This window comes from Streptomyces sp. NPDC057428, from assembly GCF_042803195.1.
Classification (GTDB): Bacteria; Actinomycetota; Actinomycetes; order Streptomycetales; family Streptomycetaceae; genus Streptomyces.
In genome coordinates, this window is record NZ_JBHVCT010000025.1 from 26,198 (window position 1) to 46,017 (window position 19,820).

The window sequence follows — 19,820 nt, forward strand, 5'->3', positions numbered from 1 at the left end:
CGGGGCGGGTGGGGGTAGGGGAGTGCCCTGCTTCGGAGGCCCCGGCCGTGGGACGGCCGGCGGACTCACACCTTTCCGATCCCGAGCGTCGTCTCGGACGGCAGCAGTCCCGAGCCGAGCACCCCGACCCATAGCGGCCCCAGCAGCTCCACGAGCCGCTCCCGCTCCTCGGCTTCGAGCGCTTCCCAGGGCTGCGCCGCACTCTCGTCCGTACGGCGCTCGACCTCGGCACGCAGCGCGCGACCTTCGACCGTCGCCGCGCCGTCCGCGTCCAGCAGTCCCCGCGCGGACAGACGCCCGCGGGCCGACTCCCACTCCTCGGCGCTCCACCCCCGGCTCGCGAACACCTCGGGACGGGCGGCGCCGACGGCCGCGAAGGAGACCAGCGACTCCACCGGATCGAGCCCCGCCAGGACGAGCGCCGCCACATGCCCGTCGCCCCGGTGCTCCCGCAGGATCGTCGCCGCCTGCCACAGCACCAGGTGGGGCTTCTCCGGCCACGGCAGGGCGGCGGCCGCCGCCGCGAGGGGGCGTCCGGTCACGTCCGCTGCCAGCGCCACCCGGCGGGCGAGCGCGGCGGCTCCGGCGAACCCGGGGCCGTCCACCCCGTCGCCGAACAGCGTCCGGTACGCCCGGTCGACGGCCCGCTCCCTGGCCGCGAGCACCGCGTCCGGGGTGGTGACGGACCAGCCGGCCGGCACGTACGCACCGATCATCCGGGGGCTGAAGCTGTAAAAGGCCTCGGTCACCCGCTCAGCGCCCACCGCCCCGAGCGGTGCGGCGCGCCACGCGAAGTAGGACGGCCACCGCTCGTCCGTCCCGTATCCCAGCGCGGCGGCCTCCTCGAAGGCCTCCGGTGCGTAGTAGACGACGGCGTGCAGGGGCTCCAGCAGGTGCCACATCTGACGTACACGACCCGATTCGTCGGACATCTCCCGACCTCCCGCTCCCCGGACAATCTTGTCAGTGACTAGATATTCAGCGTGCCCCTCCGCCTTGAACTTGTCAATGACTAGATCGCGCGTACCGTACGTCGCATGACCAGCGAACGCGCCTACCACCACGGCGACCTGCGACGGACCCTGCTCACCGCCGCCCTCGACGCCATCGCCGAGAACGGCCCCGACGCCCTGTCCCTGCGCGACCTGGCCCGCCGGGCGGGCGTCTCGCACGCCGCACCGGCCCACCACTTCAAGGACCGCACGGGTCTGCTCACGGCCGTCGCCGCCGAGGGCTACACCTTGTTCGCCGACGCCCTGGCCGGCGCCCCGGACCTGCGGGAGCGTGGCGTCGCGTACGTGCGCTTCGCCGCGGAGCACCCCGCGCACTTCCAGGTGATGTTCTGCCCCGAACTCCACCGCGCCGACGACCCCGCCCTCCTCGCCGCGAAGGCCTGCGCCACCGAGGAGTTGCGCGCGGGGGTCGGCGACCTGCCCGACGCGGCCCGGGGCGAGGACGCCCGGCTCGCGGGCATCGCCGCATGGTCCCTCGCCCACGGCTTCGCCACCCTGCTGCTGAGCGGCAGCCTCTCCGACGCCCTGGAAGGCCGTACCCCGGAGTCCGCCTTCCGCACACTGGCAGGGCTGATCTTCGCGCACCGCGACGGCGACGACGGGTGACCCGGCACATACCGACGGACCACCGCACGCCGCGCAGGCATCAGGAAGAACCCGACGTGAACTCGTACTGCACCTCGTAGAGATGACCGGCCTTCACCATGACCGTGGCCTCGATCGGCCGATCATGATCACTGAAGACGACACGCAAGGTGCGCAGCACGGGAAGGTCGCCGGGGAGCCCGAGCAGCCGGTACTGCTCCTGCGTGGCCACACGTGCGGACACCCGGTCCACACTGAGCCTGGGCGGGTAGCCCAGCGAGGCAAGCAGGGTGGGTGTCCCGCCCGGAATCCTTCGGTGCCCGGTGATCGCCGTTTCGCGCGCGATGTCCAGCGGGTAGTACGACGCGACCAGTTCCGCCGGCTCGCCGTCGATCGACAGCACCTGGCGCCGAAGGGCAGCCACCTGTCCACGCCGCAGGCCCAGCGCGTCGGCCACGTCCGCTGGAGGCACCGCTTCGGCCACCTCCACCAGCGTGCTGTGCGCACGGGCACCGGAGCGCGCCGCCTCGGTCAGCCAGCGGTACGGCTCACCGGAAACCGCAGGCGCCATGTACGACGCGGGGCGCATCGTCCACTGCCGATGATCACGCACGGTGACCGACGCTCCAGCCCTGCCGATCACCAGCCGCTCCTCCTTCAAGAGATGCAGCGCCTTCTGGACCGTGGCGTTCGATGCGTTGAACCGCTCCTTCAACTGCGTCGTGGACGGAAGACTGACTCCGGGCTCCAGGTCCCCCGACATGATCTCGTCCCGCAGATCGGCCGCGATGCGCTCGTGGAGCGAGCGGCGGTCCGCGGCCTCCCCCTCGTGTCCGGACACGCTCATCCGATCCTGATCTCGTACTTGAGCCGCTGACCGCCCGGCGGCATGACCATCACATCGGCCTGGACCGGTCGATCGCGCGCGTCCAGCGTGATCCGCATCAGCTCAAGGACCGGCTTATCGGCATCCATGGCCAGAGCGGCCCGCTCGTCCGTCGTGGGCATGCGTGCGGCCACCTCCTCCACCACCCTGACACCGGCGTGCCCGAGTTCCGCCAAGAGCCTTACGGCTCCTCCCCGGATCTTGGCAGTCCCGGCCAGCTTCGTGCCCCGCGCGATCCGAGACGGGTAGTAGCTGTCGGTCAATTCACAGGGCACCCCGTCGAGGTACATGACCCTGCGCCGCCCGATGACCCGCTGCCCCTTCTCCAGACCGAGAAGCGCGGCCACCCGGCCCGGAGCGACCGCCTCCCCGGCCCGCACGATCTCCTGCGTTCCCCGGCGTCCGTCGACCGCCGCCTCGGCCGCCCACGCGTCACCGACACTATCCCCGGAGGGCGCCAGGTAACGGGCCGACGTGGTGACCGGATCTCCCTCGGCCATGATTCCTCCTCGTCGCCTCGCCCGGGCCTGTCGAGCACACGGTAGGCGAAGCCGTCCGACTCCCAAAGCCTACCTTGCCGCTTTTCGCGAATAGCGATACGGTCGCGCCGTTACGGCCAACGAGCAAGGCGGTGAACCACCGTGCGCCTGTCGCAGCAACGACGCTTCCCACGACGGATGACATCTGTCCGCGCTTCACGCGATTTCGTCGACCATGTTCTGACGGAGTGGCAGATGGCATCTTTGATCGCGGACATAAAGCTCTGCGTCTCCGAGCTCGCGACCAACGCGCTTCTCCACGCAGTGCCACGTGGGCGGGAGTTCTCGGTACACCTGCGTGCCACCGACGAAGTCGTGCGTCTGGCGGTCCGCGACAGCGGCGGCGGTCATCCAGCCGTACGGAGAGTGAGCGAGGAGAGTGGCTCGGGCCGGGGGCTCTTCCTCGCTCAGCAGATGGCCGCGGAGCTCGGCATCGACCACCACATCGTCGGTAGGACGGTCTTGGTCGCCTTCGACCGCCCCGCCGCGCAGTAGCACCGGGAACGACGCAGGCCCCGCCGGACAGTCCGGCGGGGCCTGAGCGCAGGGGGCGCCTCAGCCCTACGACCCCAGGATCGTCGTGAGGAACTCCCCGGTCCACGACAGGAGTTCGCGCCCCACCACCGGCTTCCCGCCGATCCGGCCCGCCGTCGGGCGCGGCACCAGGATCTGGTGCGTGGCCGGCTTGAAGATCGTCTTCGGGTGCAGCCGCTTCAGCCGCAGTTCCTGGGACTCGCGCAGCTCCACCGGAGCGAAGCGGATGTTCGGCCCCTGGAGCACGACCTCGCCCACTCCACAGGCCCGCGCGAGCATCCGCAGGCCCGCCACCAGCAGGAGGTTCTCCACCGGCTCCGGCAGCTTGCCGTAGCGGTCGGTGAGCTCCTCGCGCACCGCCCTGATGTCCTCCTCCGAGTTCGCGGAGGCGATGGACCGGTACGCCTGCAGGCGCAGCCGCTCCCCCGGGGCGTAGTCGTGCGGGATGTGCGCGTCCACCGGCAGCTCGATCTTGACCTCCAGCGGCGGCTCCTCCTCGACCCCGCCGTCCACGGCGGCCCGGTAGTCGGCGACCGCCTCGCCGACCATCCGGATGTACAGGTCGAAGCCGACCCCCGCGATGTGCCCGGACTGCTCACCGCCCAGGAGGTTTCCGGCGCCCCGGATCTCCAGGTCCTTCATCGCCACGTACATCCCCGCGCCCATCTCGGTGTGCTGGGCGATCGTCGCCAGCCGCTCGTGAGCGGTCTCCGTCAGCGGCTTCTCCGGCGGATACAGGAAGTACGAGTAGCCGCGGTCCCGTCCACGGCCGACACGGCCGCGCAGCTGGTGCAGCTGGGACAGGCCGAAGTTGTCGCCGCGCTCCACGATCAGGGTGTTGGCGTTGGAGATGTCGATGCCGGACTCGACGATCGTCGTGGAGACCAGCACGTCGAACCGCTTCTCCCAGAAGTCGACGACGACCTGCTCCAGCTGGCTCTCGCCCATCTGTCCGTGCGCCGTCGCGATCCGCGCCTCGGGCACGATCTCGCGCAGCCGGGCCGCGGCCCGGTCGATGGACTCGACGCGGTTGTGGATGTAGAACACCTGTCCCTCACGCAGGAGTTCACGCCGCACGGCCGCGCCGATCTGCTTCTCCTCGTACGGCCCGACGAACGTGAGGACGGGGTGCCGCTCCTCCGGGGGTGTCGTGATCGTCGACATCTCGCGGATGCCCGTGACGGCCATCTCGAGCGTGCGGGGGATGGGTGTCGCCGACATGGTGAGCACGTCCACGTTGGCCCGCAGCTTCTTCAGCTGCTCCTTGTGCTCGACGCCGAAGCGCTGCTCCTCGTCGACGATGACCAGGCCCAGGTCCTTGAACTTCGTCTCGGACGAGAACAGCCGGTGCGTGCCGATGACCAGGTCGACGGATCCGTCCTTCAGCCCCTCCAGCGTCGCCTTCGACTCGGTGTCCGACTGGAAGCGGCTCAGCGCCCGTACGTTGACGGGGAACTGGGCGTACCGCTCGGTGAACGTGCCGAAGTGCTGCTGGACCAGGAGCGTCGTCGGCACGAGCACGGCGACCTGCTTGCCGTCCTGGACCGCCTTGAAGGCCGCGCGCACCGCGATCTCCGTCTTGCCGTAACCGACGTCGCCGCAGATCAGCCGGTCCATCGGGACGGACTTCTCCATGTCCTCCTTGACCTCGGCGATCGTGGACAGCTGGTCGGGCGTCTCGGCGTACGGGAAGGCGTCCTCCAGCTCGCGCTGCCACGGGGTGTCCGGGCCGAACGCGTGACCGGGGGCCGCCATGCGCGCCGAGTACAGCTTGATCAGGTCGGCGGCGATCTCCTTGACGGCCTTCTTGGCGCGCTGCTTCGTCTTGGTCCAGTCGGCTCCGCCGAGCCTGTGCAGGGTGGGCGCCTCGCCGCCGACGTACTTGGTGACCTGCTCCAGCTGGTCGGTCGGGATGTACAGCCGGTCGCCGGGCTGGCCGCGCTTGGCGGGGGCGTACTCGACGAGGAGGTACTCGCGGGTGGCGCCCTGCACGGCGCGCTGCACCATCTCGATGTAGCGGCCGACACCGTGCTGCTCGTGCACGATGTAGTCGCCCGTCTGCAGGGTCAGCGGGTCGACGGACTTGCGGCGCCGGGCCGGCATCCGCCCCAGGTCCTTGGTGGCGGTGCGCTGTCCGGTCAGGTCCGTCTCCGTCAGCACGGCCAGCTTCAGCCCCGGGTCGACGAAGCCGTGGTCGATGGCACCGCACGAGACGTGGACGAGCGAGGGCGCGATCTCGGTCAGATTCGCCTCGAGCCGGGCCGCGATGCCCTCCCCGCCGAGCACCTCGACCGTGCGGGAGGCGGGGCCCTGGCCCTCGGTGACGTACACCGTGCGCCAGCCATCGGCCAGCCAGCCCTTGGTGTCGGCGAGCGCCCGGGCGGTGTCGCCGCGGTACGCCTCCGGGGCGTGCATCCCGAGCTTCAGGGTGTCCCCGTCCAGTTCCTCGTCGGCGGCGAAGGGTGACGTGGACCACCACATCATGCCCAGCTGACGAGCCCGGTCCCGGACGTCCGCGATACCCCGCAGCGAGGCCGCGCCGACGTCGATCGGGGCCTCGCCGCCGCCCGCCGTGGCCGCCCAGGACGCCTGGAGGAACTCCTGGCTGGTCGCGACGAGGTCCGCGGCCCGGGTCCGCACCCGCTCGGGGTCGCAGACCAGTGCCATCGACCCCTTCGGCAGGACGTCGATCAGCAGTTCCATCTCGTCGACGAGCACCGGGGCCAGGGACTCCATGCCCTCGACGGCGATCCCCTCGGCGATCTTCCCCAGCAGCTCGCCCAGCTCGGGGTGCGCCTCGGCAAGGGCCGCGGCCCGCTCGCGTACGTCGTCGGTGAGAAGCAGCTCACGGCAGGGCGGGGCCCACAGGCCGTGCTCGGCGACCTCCAGGGACCGCTGGTCGGCGATCTTGAAGTAGCGGATCTCCTCGACGTCGTCGCCCCAGAACTCCACCCGCAGGGGGTGCTCCTCGGTCGGCGGGAAGACGTCCAGGATGCCGCCGCGCACGGCGAACTCGCCGCGCTTCTCGACCAGCTCGACCCGGGCGTACGCCGCCGCCGCGAGGGCCTCCACGACCTCGCCCAGATCCGCGCTCTGCCCGCTGCGCAGCGCCACGGGCTCCAGGTCGCCGAGCCCCTTGACCTGTGGCTGGAGCACGGAACGGACCGGTGCGACGACCACCTGGACCGGGCCGGTCTCCGGGTCGTCGGCCCGGGGGTGCGCCAGTCGGCGCAGCACGGCGAGGCGGCGTCCCACGGTGTCGGAGCGGGGCGACAGCCGCTCGTGGGGCAGGGTCTCCCAGGAGGGGAACTCGGCCACGGTGTCGGGGGGCAGCAGGGTCCGCAGGGCGGCCGCCAGGTCCTCGGCCTCCCGGCCGGTCGCGGTGACGGCGAGCACGGTCCGCCCTGCCTCGCGGGCCAGGGCGGCCACGGCGAAGGGGCGGGCGGCGGGCGGGCCGACCAGGTCGACATGGGCCCGGCGGCCGTCGGAGGCGGCCTTCACCGCTTCGGAGAGCGCCGGGTCGGTGACGACGACATCCAGCAGACCGTGCAGGCTCATGAAGGTTCCGTCCGGTGTGGCGAGTGAGCAACGCGAAGGACCCGACACGTGGCACGGGCCGGGGCCTCCAGCGTACGACGCCGGTGTGTCACCCGCGCGAGGGAACGCCGTTGTCGTACGGCGGCAGCGGGACTAGCCTTAGTCCAGCATCTAGTCCCCTTCTGGCCCGAGCGAGGCGTCATGGAAGCAGCACGGCAGTACAACGTGCACGAGGCGAAGACGCACTTCTCCCGGATACTGCAACAGGTCGAGACCGGCGAGGAGATCATCATCAGCCGCGCCGGAGAGCCCATCGCGAAGGTCGTTCCCCTGCGGTCCAAGGTCAACCGGACCGACTACGGCGCCCTCCGCGGACAGATCCACATTCCGGACGACTTCGATGAACTGCCGGACGATGTCGCCGAGGCATTCGGGATGCGCGGATGAAGCTCCTCCTCGACACCCATGTCGCCCTCTGGTGGCTGAACGCCTCACCGGAGCTGTCCGACGACCTCAAGGACATCCTGCGCACCGAGGCAGATGTGTACCTCAGCGCCGCGACTCCCTGGGAGATCGCGATCAAGCAGGAGCTCGGGAAGTTGGAAGGCGGAGCGGATCTCGCGGAGCGCGCCCGGGACCTGCAGTTCAGGGGGCTGCCCATCACCGCGGAACACGGCGTACGGGCAGGCCGTCTCCCCCCGCTCCACCGCGACCCCTTCGACCGCATCCTCGTCGCACAGGCCCAGACCGAGGGACTGACGGTCGTCACCCGCGACAAGTGGATCCCCCAGTACGACGTGCCGGTCGTGCACGCCTGACCGGCGGCCGGACGCGGTCCGGCCCGGGGCGTTCACGACCGGCACCGTCACCCGTCCGTGGCGATGGCGTTCAGGACGTTCATCCGGCCGGCCCGGAAGGCCGGGACCAGGGCGGCGAACAGTCCGACGAAGGCCGAGGCGACGAACACGGTGAGGATCGTCGGCCACGGGATCTCCAGTACCCCGAGCCCTTCGAGGGCCAGCAGCTTCTGGGCCGAGGTGCCCCAGCCCATGCCAAGGCCGAGTCCGAGCAGGGCGCCGAAGAGGGCGATGACCACGGACTCCAGCCGGATCATCCGGCGCAGCTGGCGGCGGGAGAGGCCGATCGCCCGCATCAGGCCGATCTCCCGGGTCCGCTCGACGACCGACAGGGCCAGGGTGTTCACGACACCCAGCACCGCCACGATGATCGCCAGGGCGAGCAGGCCGTACACGATGTTGAGCAGCTGGCCGATCTGGTCCTTCAGGTCCTCCTTGAAGTCGGCCTGGTTCTGCACCTTGTACTGCGGGTAGGGGGCGAGCGCGCTCTTGAGCGCGGCGTACGCTTCCTTCTCCTTGCCGTCCTCCGCCGACGCGAACATGATCATGTTCGTGGGCATCCTGTCGGCGGAGACGTATCGCTCGGCAGTCGTGACGTTGATGTACTTCGCGCCCTTGTCGACGTTCGTCTCGTCCGAGGTGATCGCGGCGACCTTCAGCTTCGCGGTCTCACCGGCCTTGAACGCGACGGTGATCTCGTCTCCGGCCTTGATCTTGTGCAGAGCGGCGTAGTCCGATCCGACCGACATCGAGTCCGCGCCGTACGCCTTCGCCAGGTCGCCGGCCACGGTCTTGCGCCGGAGGTCCTGCGGGTACGTCGGGTCGGCGGCGGTGACCTGCTCGTCGACGGTCGAACCGTCGGGGTTGGTGAGCTTCGCGGCGAGGACCTTGTAGTCGGTGACGTGGGCGATGCCCGGCACCTTCTCCATCGCCTCGGCGGCCTGCGGCACGATCAGCTGGCCGGTGTTCGACTGGACGATGAAGTCCGTGCCGACCGACTTGTCCAGCTCGTCGGTGGCCGAGGCGACCATGGAGGAGCCGACGACCGAGAGGCAGGCCACCAGTGCGAGGCCGATCATCAGGGCGGCCCCCGTCGCTCCCGTACGGCGCGGGTTGCGCAGCGCGTTGCGCTCCGCCAGCCGGCCGACCGGACCGAACAGCCGCAGGACGACGATGCCGAGCACCCGCACGATCCCGCCGGCGAGCAGCGGACCGATCACGATGAACCCGATCAGGGTGAGGACCACGCCCAGGCCGAGGTAGACGGAGCCCTCGGTCGCGTCGTCCACCCGGGTCGTCGCCCAGAGACCGACGGCGCCGGCCCCGGTGAGGACGAGCCCCAGACCGGCCCGGACCCAGCCGGACTTGGCGTCCGCCGGGGTCCCCGCGTCACGCAGCGCGGCCATCGGGGACACCTTGCCGGCGCGGCGGGCCGGGATGTAGGCGGCGAGGACGGTGACGACGATGCCCAGCACCAGCCCGATCACCGGGGTCGTCCAGGCGATGGTGAGGTCCCTGGTCGACAGTTCCATGCCGATGGCGCCCATGAGCTTCATCAGCCCGACGGCGAGGCCGATGCCCGCACCGACGCCCAGGACCGATCCGACGATGCCCAGGAGGACCGCCTCGATGAGCACGGACCGGTTGACCTGCTTGCGGCTGGAGCCGATGGCCCGCATCAGGCCGATCTCGCGGGTGCGCTGGGCGACCAGCATCGAGAAGGTGTTGACGATCAGGAAGATGCCGACGAGGAACGCGATCCCGGCGAACCCGAGCATCGCGTACTTCATGACGTCCAGGAAGGAACCCATGGAGTCCTTGTTGGCCGCCGCGCTCTCCTTCTGGGTCTGCAGCTTGTACGTCCCCGCGTCGCCCAGGACCGTGGCGACGTTCCGCTTCAACTGCGTGTCACTCACACCGGGTTCTGCGGTGACCGAGACGTGTGTGAAGACGCCGGCGGCGCCCAGCAGCTTCTCCTGGGCGGTGGCCGTGTCGAGGTAGACGACGGCCGCACCGGGGTTGGTGACGGTGAACGAGGCGATTCCGGTGATCTTCGCCCGGATGTCACCGGTGACGGCGATGGTGCGCACCTCGTCGCCGAGCTTCAGGTGGTGCTTCTCGGCCGTGTCCGCGTCGATCATCGCCTCGGTGGGGCCGCGCGGGGCGTGACCGGAGGTGATCTCCATGGACCGCAGGTCGTTGTCGGTCCAGTTGCCCGCGATGGTCGGGGCGCCGGTGTCCGAACCGAGATTCTTGTCATGGCTGTCGACGAGCGTGACGGCCATGCTCGTGACCGCGCCCTCGGCCTTCTTCACCCCGTCGGCGCCGGCGACCTCGGCCACGACGGACTCCGGCAGCGCCGCGGGCTTGCCGTTCTCCGGGATGTCGTCGGCGCCGCCGGCCGCCTTGGGGCTGACCGTCACGTCGGCGGAGGTCGCGGCGAAGAGCTTGTCGAAGGTGGTGTTCATGGTGTCGGTGAAGACGAGCGTGCCGCACACGAACGCCACCGACAGCAGGACCGCGACGGCGGACAGCGCCATCCGACCCTTGTGCGCCAGGAAGTTGCGCATCGAGGTCTTCCACACGGTCATGACGTCCGCCCGCGCGCGTCGAAGTCCTTCATACGGTCGAGGACCTGCTCGGCCGTGGGGTTCTGCATCTCGTCGACGATCGAACCGTCGGCGAGGTACAGCACCCGGTCCGCGTAGGAGGCGGCCACCGGGTCGTGGGTGACCATGACGATGGTCTGGCCGAGCTCGTCCACGGACTTGCGCAGGAACGACAGCACCTCGGCGCCGGCCCGCGAGTCCAGGTTCCCGGTCGGCTCGTCCCCGAAGATGATCTCGGGACGGGCGGCGAGCGCCCTGGCGACCGCGACGCGCTGCTGCTGACCGCCGGAGAGCTGAGTGGGCCGGTGCTTCAGGCGGTCGGCGAGACCGACGGTCTCCACGACCTGCCGCAGCCAGGCGGCGTCCGGCTTGCGGCCCGCGATGTCCATCGGCAGCGTGATGTTCTCGATCGCGTTGAGCGTCGGGAGCAGGTTGAACGCCTGGAAGATGAACCCGATCCGGTCCCGGCGCAGCTGGGTGAGCTTCTTGTCCTTGAGGCCGGTGATCTCGGTGTCGGCCAGGTGGATCTGACCCGAGGTCACCGTGTCCAGGCCCGCGAGGCAGTGCATCAGCGTCGACTTGCCCGACCCGGACGGGCCCATGATCGCGGTGAACTGCCCACGGGCGATGTCCACGTCGACGTGGTCGAGGGCCACCACCCTGGTCTCCCCCGCCCCGTACGCCTTGACGACCTGCCGCGCCCGCGCGGCGACGGCCGTACGCCCTCCGGTGTCCCCGTGCCTGGGAATGGTCACAGCCGTTGTCACGGTTTCTCTCCTATGTCGGTCAATGCCTGGACGTCTCGGTGTACGCGTCGAGTCTGGTGTGCGGGGGCCTCGCGCGCCCTGGTGCCCGGCGCAGTCTTCGCGTGGGGTTTTCCCCACCCCTCCCCCTGCGGCGGGCCACATCAGCGATGTAAGAACACGTTAAGGAACGGGGTCCGTCCCTCTCGTCCTCCGGCGGGAGGAACGACCCCTGGGTCGGATCACGGAGCTCCCCCTAGGGGTCCGGGCCTCGAAGACGGGACCCGGGTAGGGGCCTCACGCCTCGGCCCGCGTCGAAGGGCCGTCGACACCGCGGTCGACCACGTGTTCACCGGCGCCCGCACAGCGCCGCCGCTACGAGGCGATCGAGCCCTGGATCCTCGCCGGAGCCCCGCCGGCCGGGCGCAGGTGAAGGCCCCGGCCCGGCACGCCCCCGCGCCGGGCCGGGCATCAGTCCTGTGCCGGTCCCGGCGTCAGTCCTCTGCCGGGCCCGCCGTCACGCGCCCCGTCAGCGCCGCCAGCGAATTACGCACGTGCGTCATGTGCGCCTGCAGTTCCTCGCGGCTCTCCAGGTGTTCCCGCAGGATCCGGTCCGTCTCCCGCTCCACCCGCTCCTGGGCTCTCCGTGCCTCCGCCAGCAGCTCCGCAGCGCGCGCCTCCGCGTCCTCCTGACCGTGCCGGGCCGCCTCCTCCGACTCCGCCGACCGCCGCCGCCCCTGAGCCAGCAGCGCCTCCCCACGAGCCGTCAGCTCGGCCTCACGCTGCGCCGCCGCGGCCTCCGCGGCGGCGATCTCCGCGTCCATCGCCTTGCCCCGCTCGACGTGCTCCTGCTCCTGGTGCGACAGCACACCGGCTGTACGGCGACACGTCTCCGCCATCTCCGCCTCCGCCGTTCCACGCACCTCACCGGCCTCCCGGCGCGCGTCCTCCACCAACGACTCGGCGTCACCCCGGGCCCTGGCGAGTTCCTCCTCCGCGAGCGCGTCCGCCGCCGCCCGCACCTCACCCGACCGCTCGCGCGCCGCCTCACGGGCCACCCGGCCCGCCTCGTCCGCCGCGTCCCGCAGCGCCTGCGCCTCCTCCAGCGCCGCACCCCGGGCCGCCTCCGCCTCGGCCTCCGCCAGGGCCAGGATCCGCTGCGCCCGCTCCCCCAGCGACACGTACGTCTGCGGCGCCAGCGCGGCCACCGCCTCACCGAGCCGGGCCGACTCGGCGGCCAGTTCCTCCGCGAGTCCGGTCAGCCGCGAGATCCGGTCCAGGGCCGCGTCCCGCTCCGCCGACAGCGAGGCCACCGCCCGGTCCACCTGCTCAGGGCTGTAGCCACGCCCCCGTACGCCGACAAAACCGTGCGCGGACACCGGTCCACCACTCATCCCTGAAGCCCTCTTCCCGCTCTCCGAACTCCCCGACCATGTAGCAATACGCCAAGGATGCGGCAATTAGCCCGGAAGTCGGAATCGATCAGTTGCATTCAGGACGGAAGCGGCCGACATCACAAAGCGCACACGAAAGGCGCCCGTCCCCGACAGGGGCCGGACGCCTCGCGTGCACAACAGACCAGAACCGATCAGATCACAGCAGGCCGTCCCACATCTGCTCCAGCAGGACCGACCACCAGCTCTCCGGCGACGCCAGCGCCGCCGGATCCAGCGCCACCAACTGCGCCTGGAAATCGACCGTCCAGCGGCCCGCCTGCTCCGGATTCAGGCCAAACCGCAGCCGCCACATCCGCCCCAGCAGCGCCATCGACCGCACGAACTCCGGCAGCCCCGTGTTCACGAACTGCGGCGGCACCGGCCGGCCACCCGGATCCGCCTCCACCGGAACGGCCACGATGTTCGCCGTGCCGTACTGCACGCAGATCGCCCGGCCGAAGTCCGAACCCATCACCAGGTACGAAGCCGCGTCCGGCGCAGCCGGCACCTGCCGCTGCGCCGCGAGCTCCGCCAGCGTCGGCACCACGGGATGACCCGGCTGCGCCCAGAAGAACGGCCCGAAGTCCGCCGGCAGCCCCGCCCAGACCAGCGTCCGCGCCACCACGTCCGGCACACCCTGACGGGACACCGCACGCTGGTCGAACCGGAGCACACCGGGTCCGAACGCCCCGTGCAGCTCCTCGGCCAGCGCCTCCGGCGGCAACACCATGGCCGGCGGCACCTGCGGCAACGGCGCCCGCACCGGGGCAGGCCGCGAGGGCCCGTCCGCCACCTGGTGCAACTCGCCCTGATGCGTCAGCAGATGCTGCATCCCCTGCTGCCGGCTCGCATGATCGGTGCCGTACGGAGCCACGCTCGTGATCCGCACCTGCGGCCACGTCTCACGGATCATCCGCGCGCAGTAACCACCCGGCAGCTCACACGACTCCAGCTCCGTGTGCAGCTCGATGACCTGCTGCGGCGGCACGTTCATCCCCCGCAGCTCGTGCAGCATCTGCCATTCCGGATGCGGAGTACCCGGCGCCGAACGCCGGATCAGCTGCTGCTCGCTGCCGTCGGCCGCACGGAACCTCAGCACGGCCTGGTAGCCCGGACCGACCATCGGCTGACCCGGCGGCTGCTGCGGATAGCCGTACGCCCCGGGCGGCGGCGGGGTGTGCGGACCCGGCGCACCGGGAGGAGCCACCGCCCCCGGCGGACCGGGAGGACCTGGAGGCTGCGGCGCACCGGGGCCCGCCAGCATCGTCGCGGCATGGTGCACCCCGCCACCCGGAGGCGGCGTCGCACCGGGAGGGCCGAGCTGCGAGACCAGTTGCGTCGGTGCGTAACCGCCCGCCGGCCCGCCGGGGGCACCCGGCGGCGGAGTCGCACCCGGCCGTACCCCGGGCGTCCCAGGCGCCCCGGGCGGCGGCGGAGTCGTCGGCCCCGCACCCCGCGCACCCCTCGGCGGGACCACGGCCTTGCTCGTCGCGGCGTCCGCGATGTCCCCCGCGCCCGGAGCCGCAGGAGCAGCGGGCCCGGCCGGACCCGGCGGCGGAGCCTGCGGATCCAGCCCCGGGACCACAGCGGTCGCCGGCAGCCTGCTGCCCCCGGACATCAGCGCCGTGGGCGCCTCCGCGGAGACGACCGGAGGCGGGGCCCCGTCGTCGTCCGAACCCGACAACGGCGGCGCGAACACCGTCGCGGGCAACGGCACGCCTCCCCCGCCGGCATGCGCGTTCGTGTCCGTACCCGCCCACGGAGTACCCGCGACCGGCACACCGTCCGAAGCCGTCGGCTCGTGGTCGTCCTCGCCACCGGCGGCCGCCGGAGCAGCCGGCGACGGCCCCTCCGACTCCGCCCGCCGGTCCGGAATCCCCAGCTTGTCCGCCGCCTCCTGCAACCACTCCGGCGGGCTCAGCAGGAACGACGTCTGATTGAGATCGATACGCTGCGGCGGCTCCGGGACATCCCGCACCCCGGCCGGGACCCCGTACTCCTCCTCGTAACGCCGTATCACCTCGCCCACGGGCAGCCCCGGCCACAACGTGGCCTCACCACTGTCCCGGGCGATCACCAGCCGCTGACGGCCACCGTCCGACACAGGCCCCTCGGCCCGGTCCTCGGCCCACACCACGAAACCCAGCTCGAACTCACGGACCCGGACCTCACGGTGCTGATACGCGGGCACATCACCGTTGACCCACTCATCCGCACGCTCCTGCGCCTGCGCGAACGTCACCACCGCGCTCACCCCTCCACCGGGACGGCCCGCGCGAAGCCGCCGTCCACCATCAGGTTCGCCACCGTCTCCAACTCCGGCGGATTTCCCGCGAGACGCTGGAGGAAGGCGTCGAAGTCCTCACCGCACGGCAGCAGGAGCCGGTCCACCCGCTCCTGCACACCCCAGCCGTCCTGATCCCGCGCATCGTCGTACGGGCAGAACCACACGGACCCCACACCGGTGCCACGCACCTTCACCGCCAGGATTCCGCCCTGGACGAAACCCACGCCCAGGAAATCCTTCGTGAAGTGGTCCCGCAGACACTTGTTGACGTACACCAGGTCGTTCACGGCCGCCTCCTCGCGCACCGTGAAGAACGGCTGGTCCACGAGAAGACCCAGCTCCGCGTCCAGCGCCGCACCCACCGGGGCCGAACCCCCGGCAGCCTTCAGGAACGATCGGTACGCACCCGGCAGCCGGTAGCCCAGATCCTCCTCGACACCCAGGATCTGCTGCTCACCCACCGAAACCGAGCCCTTGGGAAGCCGGAAATGAGCGGGACGCGTCTCCTGCAGCGGCCGCGTACCCCGGCGGCCCTGGTCCACCGAAGTCGTCGCCAGGCCGCCGTGATGACGCAACAGCGCCTTCACCTCGATCGGCACCAGCTCCAACCGCCGGCCACCCGCCACGTGATGCCACGTCCAGCCGTGCGGAGTCGCCACGGCCGGAATGGTGTCCCACAACTCGTGACCGCTCGCCGCCGACGCCGCGTTCGCCGACACGTAATCCGTCAGCCGCAGCTCGTCGACACCGAACCCCGGGGGCGGATCCGCGATCTCCGCGGCCGCACGCGCATACGGCGAAAGCACCGGATAGCCGTCCCCGTCCACGCGGACACCCCTGGGATGGCGCGACGCCCGGACAGGATCCGGGAAGTGAACGACCTGCCCCGCATAAGCCGCATTCGGTGGCGCGGCTTGCTGCCCGAGCCGACCTGTCGTCATGGCGGTTGCCCCCTGCTGCGTCCGGTGTTCCGCACAGCCTATGCCGTGACGCAACAAGGCCCCCCGCCCCCGCACCCCCACTCACCGAACGTCACCGCCGCGTGACGGACACGCGACAACACGGCCACCGAGCCGCGACACGCAGACACGTTTCCCCGCCCCAGCTTCCCCACCACCCTGCACGTTTGGCAGGCTGTCCCCCGCAACTCGGGGGATTGCACGGGAGGGACACGATCGTCATGCACACAGCACAAACAGTCACATCCGGAGATCCGCGACTCAGTTGGAGCACCACCGAACCCAGCCGCGCACCCCGACTCCAGCACCGCCGCGACGGCATCCTGCCCGCGGTGGCCGCAGCCCTGTCCGTACGCGGAGAAACCCTCACCTGCACCGCGGGCAAGGGCGACCAGCCACCGGCCCTCCACCCACTCGTACAGGACTTCCTCGACGCCCTCACCAGCAACCAGCGCGAACGCTTCACCGGACGCTGCCCCGAAGCCATACTCCTGTCACGGCAGCTCAACGCCGCCGACGAGAACCGCTCCAAAAGAGCCCAGCGCAAGCCCCTCACCAACGGCGAAGCCCGCCGCGCACTCAAACACGCCCGGCTCACGGCCCGCCGCATCCGCGAGGACGGCGACCCCCTCCACGGCAGCTACGCACCCCCCTGCCGCTCCTGCACGGCGATGCTCGCCCACTTCGGTGTGCGCCCCGTCGACCTCGCCGGCACGGGCACGGCGACCACGGCCGAGAAGGGCTGAACACACCACCATGCACGACCGAACCGGGCTACCCGCCCAACCGCACCACACCTCCACCACCCGCTTCTCGCTCAACGTCGACGCGGCACTCCGCAACGCCGGATGGGAACCCGGACGCTGGGACATCCGGCAGGCCGAGGAATGGGCGGACGCCCTCCGCTCCCACTCCTCCCCCGCCGGACACCAGCACGCCGTCTTCCCCGCCGCCGTCGAAGCCTGGGCCGAATTCGGCGGCCTCCGCATCAAAGCGATCGCCCCCGGCCGCCAGATCGCCACCACCACCGTGGTCATCGACCCGCTCAACGGACTCCACCTGGCACGCACCCTCGGCGACCTCGGCCGCGCACTGGAGACCGAAGTCGCACCCCTCGGCGAAGAAGGCGACGGCCAAGCGGTCCTCGCCATCGACAGCGAAGGACGCGTCTACTCCGTCGACCACACCGGCGACTGGTACCTCGGCTCCGACATCGACCGGGCCCTGGAAGCCCTCATGACCGGCGCACAGCCCACCCGCCTCACCTCCGGCTGAGCAGAGCCCTCCGGCCCCGGCCGAAGTCCCGCCTCACGCCGCCCCGGCGTCCGGCAGCACCGCCGAAACCCGGAAACCACCCGAGTCCGTCGGCCCCGACACGAACACACCCCCCAGCCCGAGCACCCGCTCCCGCATCCCCACCAGACCGTTGCCCCCGCTCGGCAGCCCCGCATCCGCCGCCGCCCCGTCCGACGGGCCGTTCTCCACCTGCATCGCCACCTCCCCGCCCCGATGCGCGAGCCGCACCCACGTCCTCGCACCCGCCGCATGCTTGTGCACGTTCGTCAGCGCCTCCTGCACCACCCGGTACGCCGTCTGCTCCACCTCCGGCGCATACGGACGCAGCTCCCCCTCCACCGACAGCTCCACCGTCATCCCCGCCTCACGCGACTGCGCCACCAGCGCCTCCACCTCGCACAACCGCGGCCCCTCCTCCACCACGACCGCCGCAGCGGCCGCCGCCGCCCGCCCCACCGAAGCCAGCGGCACGATCCCCACCGGCGGTGCGACCAGCGCGTCGCCGCTCCGCAGCACGCCGAGCATCTCCCGCAACTCCGTCAGCGCCTGCCGGCCCATGTCACCCACCAGCGCCGCGTTACGCACCGCCTTCGCCGGATCCTTCGGCGCCACCGCCTGCAACGCCGCCGCGTGCACCACCATCAGGCTCACCCGGTGCGCGACCACGTCATGCATCTCCCGGGCGATCCGGGTCCGCTCCTCCGTACGCGCCCACTCCGCCCGCTCCTCGGCCCGGTCCGCCAGCAGCGACAGCTCCCGCTCCAGCGAGTCGGCGCGCTCCCGCAGGCTCTCCATCAGCCGGCGCCTCGCTCCGATGTACAGACCGAACAGCACCGAGGGCGCCGTCAGCCCCAGCGACATGAACAAGGACACCACCGGGACGTGCCAGACCCCCGGCCCGAAGTCCGCGTCGGCGTCCACCGTCTGCCGCAGCCGCACGTACGACACGATGAAGGTGCCGACCAGCGTCATCCCCGTCAGCACGACCGTGATCCTGCGCGGCACGTCCGAGGCCGCCAGCGTGTAGAGCCCGACGATCGCCATCAGGAAGCCCATCTCGGCGGGCGTCGTCGCGATCGACACCAGCACCACCGCGATCGGCCACCGCCTGCGCAGCACCAGCACCGACCCGGCCAGCAGACCGAACAGCACCCCCAGCGGCACCGGCAGTCCGGTGTCCCCGGCGAACGACACCCCCTCCAGCGCGCACTCCAGCGCCGAAACCAGCGCGAGTCCCACATCCAGGGCGACACTGCGCCGCCGCTCCCACCACCAGTAACCGCGGGTGGTCGGACCCGCCGCTCCCAGGTCTGCCCCCGTTACGGTCATGGCATCCAGCGTACGGGCGGCCGCATCTCATTTTCCGGAGACTCCGCGAGCACGGAAAGTCACTGGTCGTACCGCCAAAACAGACACATCCCACGATCCGGTGAACTGGGGCCCCTTCCGTGCCGGACGTCCGTATTCCGGACGACTCTGTTCGTATGACACATGCCAGAGGCAAATACGCGGACTTCGAGGGACTGCGGGAGCAAGCCGTCGCGCTGCGGCGGGAGGGGCTCAGCCGCCGCCAGATCCGCGACCGGCTGCTCGTCGACAACAACGACATCCTCAACCGCCTGCTGGAGGGCGAACCGGCGCCGGAGTGGACGAAGCGCCCGCGCGCGAAGGACGACCTGCGCGCGAGGGCCCGGGAGCTGCGACTCCAGGGCCTGACCTACGACCGGATTCAGGTAGAGCTGGGGTGCTCGAAGAGTTCGATCTCACTGTGGGTACGGGACCTGCCGAGGCCGGAGCGCAGCCGAAGCGCCGTCGAACAGGCAAAGCTCGCCGGGCGCATGCGCTGGGATCACGAACTGGCCGTGCGCGACCACGAACGACAGCGGACGAAAACCACGGCAAAGGCTGAGATCGGAGACCTCACCGACCGAGAGCTCCTTCTGATCGGCGTGGGCCTCTATTGGGCCGAGGGAACGAAGGACAAGCCGTACGACCGCCGAGAGAACCTCACGTTCGTCAACAGCGATCCGGGCATGATCGGGACCTACCTGGCCTGGTTGGCCGCGGTGGGGGTCACACGCGACCGCATCAGTTTCCGGGTCATGATCCACCAGACGGCAGACGTCGTGGCTGCGGAACGCTACTGGGCGGAGCTTGTGGGCATCGAAGCCTCCGCCCTCCAGAAGACAACGTTGAAGAAGCACAACCCCAGAACCGCACGGAAGAACACCGGCGAGTCCTACCATGGGTGTCTGGTGATCCGTGTTTCCCAAGGTGTGGAGTTGTACCGTCGAGTTGAAGGCTGGTGGCACGGAATCGTGGAACAGGCCCAACTCCACCTCAGGTAGGGTCTGACGCAGTGATCCGCCGTGGGGTAGCGGCATCCCGCAGGCCTTTGGAGCCTTGAGACGCTGGTTCGAATCCAGCCGGCGGAGCCCACGCATCGGGCCCCGACCTCACCGGTCGGGGCCCGCGCTCGTTTCGGTCATATGCGCCCCCGGTATCCTGCGGATGTCCGTCATCCGAAGCCGAAGGGCAC

General features: G+C 70.9%; 17 protein-coding genes and 1 tRNA gene. 8 read left to right on the plus strand and 10 right to left on the minus strand.

Features of this window, described 5'->3' with window-relative positions; genetic code table 11:
• Positions 1-65 precede the first annotated feature (65 nt).
• Positions 66-932 (minus strand): hypothetical protein, encoded by an 867-nt coding sequence (locus ACFU5K_RS12860; RefSeq protein ID WP_384059917.1) that lies wholly within the window; start codon positions 930-932, stop codon positions 66-68.
• Positions 933-1,037: 105 nt separating this feature from the next.
• Between ACFU5K_RS12860 and ACFU5K_RS12865 the strand changes: the two genes are divergently transcribed.
• Complete coding sequence (locus tag ACFU5K_RS12865; RefSeq protein ID WP_384059919.1) at positions 1,038-1,619, plus strand: TetR/AcrR family transcriptional regulator; 582 nt, start codon at positions 1,038-1,040, stop codon at positions 1,617-1,619.
• Positions 1,620-1,659: 40 nt separating this feature from the next.
• Here ACFU5K_RS12865 and ACFU5K_RS12870 read toward each other — a convergent pair whose 3' ends face one another.
• Positions 1,660-2,445, minus strand: a complete 786-nt coding sequence (locus ACFU5K_RS12870; protein ID WP_384059922.1) for a GntR family transcriptional regulator — start codon at positions 2,443-2,445, stop codon at positions 1,660-1,662.
• Positions 2,442-2,984: a UTRA domain-containing protein gene (locus ACFU5K_RS12875; RefSeq protein ID WP_384059925.1), complete on the minus strand. Its 543-nt coding sequence runs from the start codon at positions 2,982-2,984 to the stop codon at positions 2,442-2,444. Before ACFU5K_RS12875 ends, ACFU5K_RS12870 begins: the two co-directional genes overlap by 4 nt.
• Before the next feature lie 177 nt (positions 2,985-3,161).
• On the opposite strand from ACFU5K_RS12875, the gene ACFU5K_RS12880 reads away from it, so the two are divergent.
• On the plus strand, positions 3,162-3,518 hold the full coding sequence (locus ACFU5K_RS12880) for an ATP-binding protein (protein ID WP_384059927.1): 357 nt from the start codon (positions 3,162-3,164) through the stop codon (positions 3,516-3,518).
• Positions 3,519-3,584: 66 nt separating this feature from the next.
• Here the strand turns inward: ACFU5K_RS12880 and mfd are convergent, their stop codons facing one another.
• Entirely contained in the window at positions 3,585-7,115 is a 3,531-nt protein-coding gene (gene mfd / locus ACFU5K_RS12885) for a transcription-repair coupling factor (protein WP_384059930.1), read from the minus strand.
• A gap of 180 nt (positions 7,116-7,295) precedes the next feature.
• Between mfd and ACFU5K_RS12890 the strand changes: the two genes are divergently transcribed.
• Positions 7,296-7,541, plus strand: coding sequence for a type II toxin-antitoxin system Phd/YefM family antitoxin (locus ACFU5K_RS12890; RefSeq protein ID WP_384059932.1), 246 nt, complete (start codon positions 7,296-7,298; stop codon positions 7,539-7,541).
• Positions 7,538-7,912 (plus strand): type II toxin-antitoxin system VapC family toxin, encoded by a 375-nt coding sequence (locus tag ACFU5K_RS12895; RefSeq protein WP_384059935.1) that lies wholly within the window; start codon positions 7,538-7,540, stop codon positions 7,910-7,912. Before ACFU5K_RS12890 ends, ACFU5K_RS12895 begins: the two co-directional genes overlap by 4 nt.
• A gap of 47 nt (positions 7,913-7,959) precedes the next feature.
• Here ACFU5K_RS12895 and ACFU5K_RS12900 read toward each other — a convergent pair whose 3' ends face one another.
• From ACFU5K_RS12900 to ACFU5K_RS12920, 5 genes are all read right to left on the minus strand, one after another.
• Positions 7,960-10,542, minus strand: coding sequence for an ABC transporter permease (locus tag ACFU5K_RS12900; protein ID WP_384059938.1), 2,583 nt, complete (start codon positions 10,540-10,542; stop codon positions 7,960-7,962).
• Entirely contained in the window at positions 10,539-11,327 is a 789-nt protein-coding gene (locus ACFU5K_RS12905) for an ABC transporter ATP-binding protein (RefSeq protein WP_327117769.1), read from the minus strand. Before ACFU5K_RS12905 ends, ACFU5K_RS12900 begins: the two co-directional genes overlap by 4 nt.
• A gap of 470 nt (positions 11,328-11,797) precedes the next feature.
• Complete coding sequence (locus tag ACFU5K_RS12910; protein ID WP_384059941.1) at positions 11,798-12,697, minus strand: cellulose-binding protein; 900 nt, start codon at positions 12,695-12,697, stop codon at positions 11,798-11,800.
• A gap of 199 nt (positions 12,698-12,896) precedes the next feature.
• Complete coding sequence (locus ACFU5K_RS12915; protein ID WP_384059943.1) at positions 12,897-14,993, minus strand: SUKH-4 family immunity protein; 2,097 nt, start codon at positions 14,991-14,993, stop codon at positions 12,897-12,899.
• A complete protein-coding gene (locus tag ACFU5K_RS12920) occupies positions 14,990-15,967 on the minus strand; it encodes an SMI1/KNR4 family protein (RefSeq protein ID WP_384059946.1) in 978 nt (325 codons plus the stop codon). The genes ACFU5K_RS12915 and ACFU5K_RS12920 overlap by 4 nt, the downstream gene beginning before the upstream one ends.
• A 239-nt stretch (positions 15,968-16,206) precedes the next feature.
• On the opposite strand from ACFU5K_RS12920, the gene ACFU5K_RS12925 reads away from it, so the two are divergent.
• Positions 16,207-16,731, plus strand: a complete 525-nt coding sequence (locus ACFU5K_RS12925) for a YwqJ-related putative deaminase (protein WP_384059949.1) — start codon at positions 16,207-16,209, stop codon at positions 16,729-16,731.
• Positions 16,732-16,741: 10 nt separating this feature from the next.
• A complete protein-coding gene (locus ACFU5K_RS12930; protein ID WP_384059951.1) occupies positions 16,742-17,260 on the plus strand; it encodes an SUKH-3 domain-containing protein in 519 nt (172 codons plus the stop codon).
• 33 nt (positions 17,261-17,293) lie between these two features.
• Here the strand turns inward: ACFU5K_RS12930 and ACFU5K_RS12935 are convergent, their stop codons facing one another.
• A complete protein-coding gene (locus ACFU5K_RS12935) occupies positions 17,294-18,610 on the minus strand; it encodes a sensor histidine kinase (RefSeq protein ID WP_384059954.1) in 1,317 nt (438 codons plus the stop codon).
• Between the two features lie 155 nt (positions 18,611-18,765).
• On the opposite strand from ACFU5K_RS12935, the gene ACFU5K_RS12940 reads away from it, so the two are divergent.
• Entirely contained in the window at positions 18,766-19,629 is an 864-nt protein-coding gene (locus tag ACFU5K_RS12940; protein WP_384060029.1) for a hypothetical protein, read from the plus strand.
• Between the two features lie 15 nt (positions 19,630-19,644).
• A tRNA-Gln gene (locus ACFU5K_RS12945) sits at positions 19,645-19,716 on the plus strand.
• Positions 19,717-19,820 lie beyond the last annotated feature (104 nt).

What these genes read in the sequence shown, in the direction of transcription:
- ACFU5K_RS12860 (WP_384059917.1), bottom strand. Translation starts at nt 932, where the DNA reads ATGTCCGACGAATCGGGTCGTGTACGTCAGATGTGGCACCTGCTGGAG.
- ACFU5K_RS12865 (WP_384059919.1), top strand. Translation starts at nt 1,038, where the DNA reads ATGACCAGCGAACGCGCCTACCACCACGGCGACCTGCGACGGACCCTG.
- ACFU5K_RS12870 (WP_384059922.1), bottom strand. Translation starts at nt 2,445, where the DNA reads ATGAGCGTGTCCGGACACGAGGGGGAGGCCGCGGACCGCCGCTCGCTC.
- ACFU5K_RS12875 (WP_384059925.1), bottom strand. Translation starts at nt 2,984, where the DNA reads ATGGCCGAGGGAGATCCGGTCACCACGTCGGCCCGTTACCTGGCGCCC.
- ACFU5K_RS12880 (WP_384059927.1), top strand. Translation starts at nt 3,162, where the DNA reads ATGACATCTGTCCGCGCTTCACGCGATTTCGTCGACCATGTTCTGACG.
- mfd (WP_384059930.1), bottom strand. Translation starts at nt 7,115, where the DNA reads ATGAGCCTGCACGGTCTGCTGGATGTCGTCGTCACCGACCCGGCGCTC.
- ACFU5K_RS12890 (WP_384059932.1), top strand. Translation starts at nt 7,296, where the DNA reads ATGGAAGCAGCACGGCAGTACAACGTGCACGAGGCGAAGACGCACTTC.
- ACFU5K_RS12895 (WP_384059935.1), top strand. Translation starts at nt 7,538, where the DNA reads ATGAAGCTCCTCCTCGACACCCATGTCGCCCTCTGGTGGCTGAACGCC.
- ACFU5K_RS12900 (WP_384059938.1), bottom strand. Translation starts at nt 10,542, where the DNA reads ATGACCGTGTGGAAGACCTCGATGCGCAACTTCCTGGCGCACAAGGGT.
- ACFU5K_RS12910 (WP_384059941.1), bottom strand. Translation starts at nt 12,697, where the DNA reads ATGAGTGGTGGACCGGTGTCCGCGCACGGTTTTGTCGGCGTACGGGGG.
- ACFU5K_RS12920 (WP_384059946.1), bottom strand. Translation starts at nt 15,967, where the DNA reads ATGACGACAGGTCGGCTCGGGCAGCAAGCCGCGCCACCGAATGCGGCT.
- ACFU5K_RS12925 (WP_384059949.1), top strand. Translation starts at nt 16,207, where the DNA reads ATGCACACAGCACAAACAGTCACATCCGGAGATCCGCGACTCAGTTGG.
- ACFU5K_RS12930 (WP_384059951.1), top strand. Translation starts at nt 16,742, where the DNA reads ATGCACGACCGAACCGGGCTACCCGCCCAACCGCACCACACCTCCACC.
- ACFU5K_RS12935 (WP_384059954.1), bottom strand. Translation starts at nt 18,610, where the DNA reads ATGACCGTAACGGGGGCAGACCTGGGAGCGGCGGGTCCGACCACCCGC.
- ACFU5K_RS12940 (WP_384060029.1), top strand. Translation starts at nt 18,766, where the DNA reads ATGACACATGCCAGAGGCAAATACGCGGACTTCGAGGGACTGCGGGAG.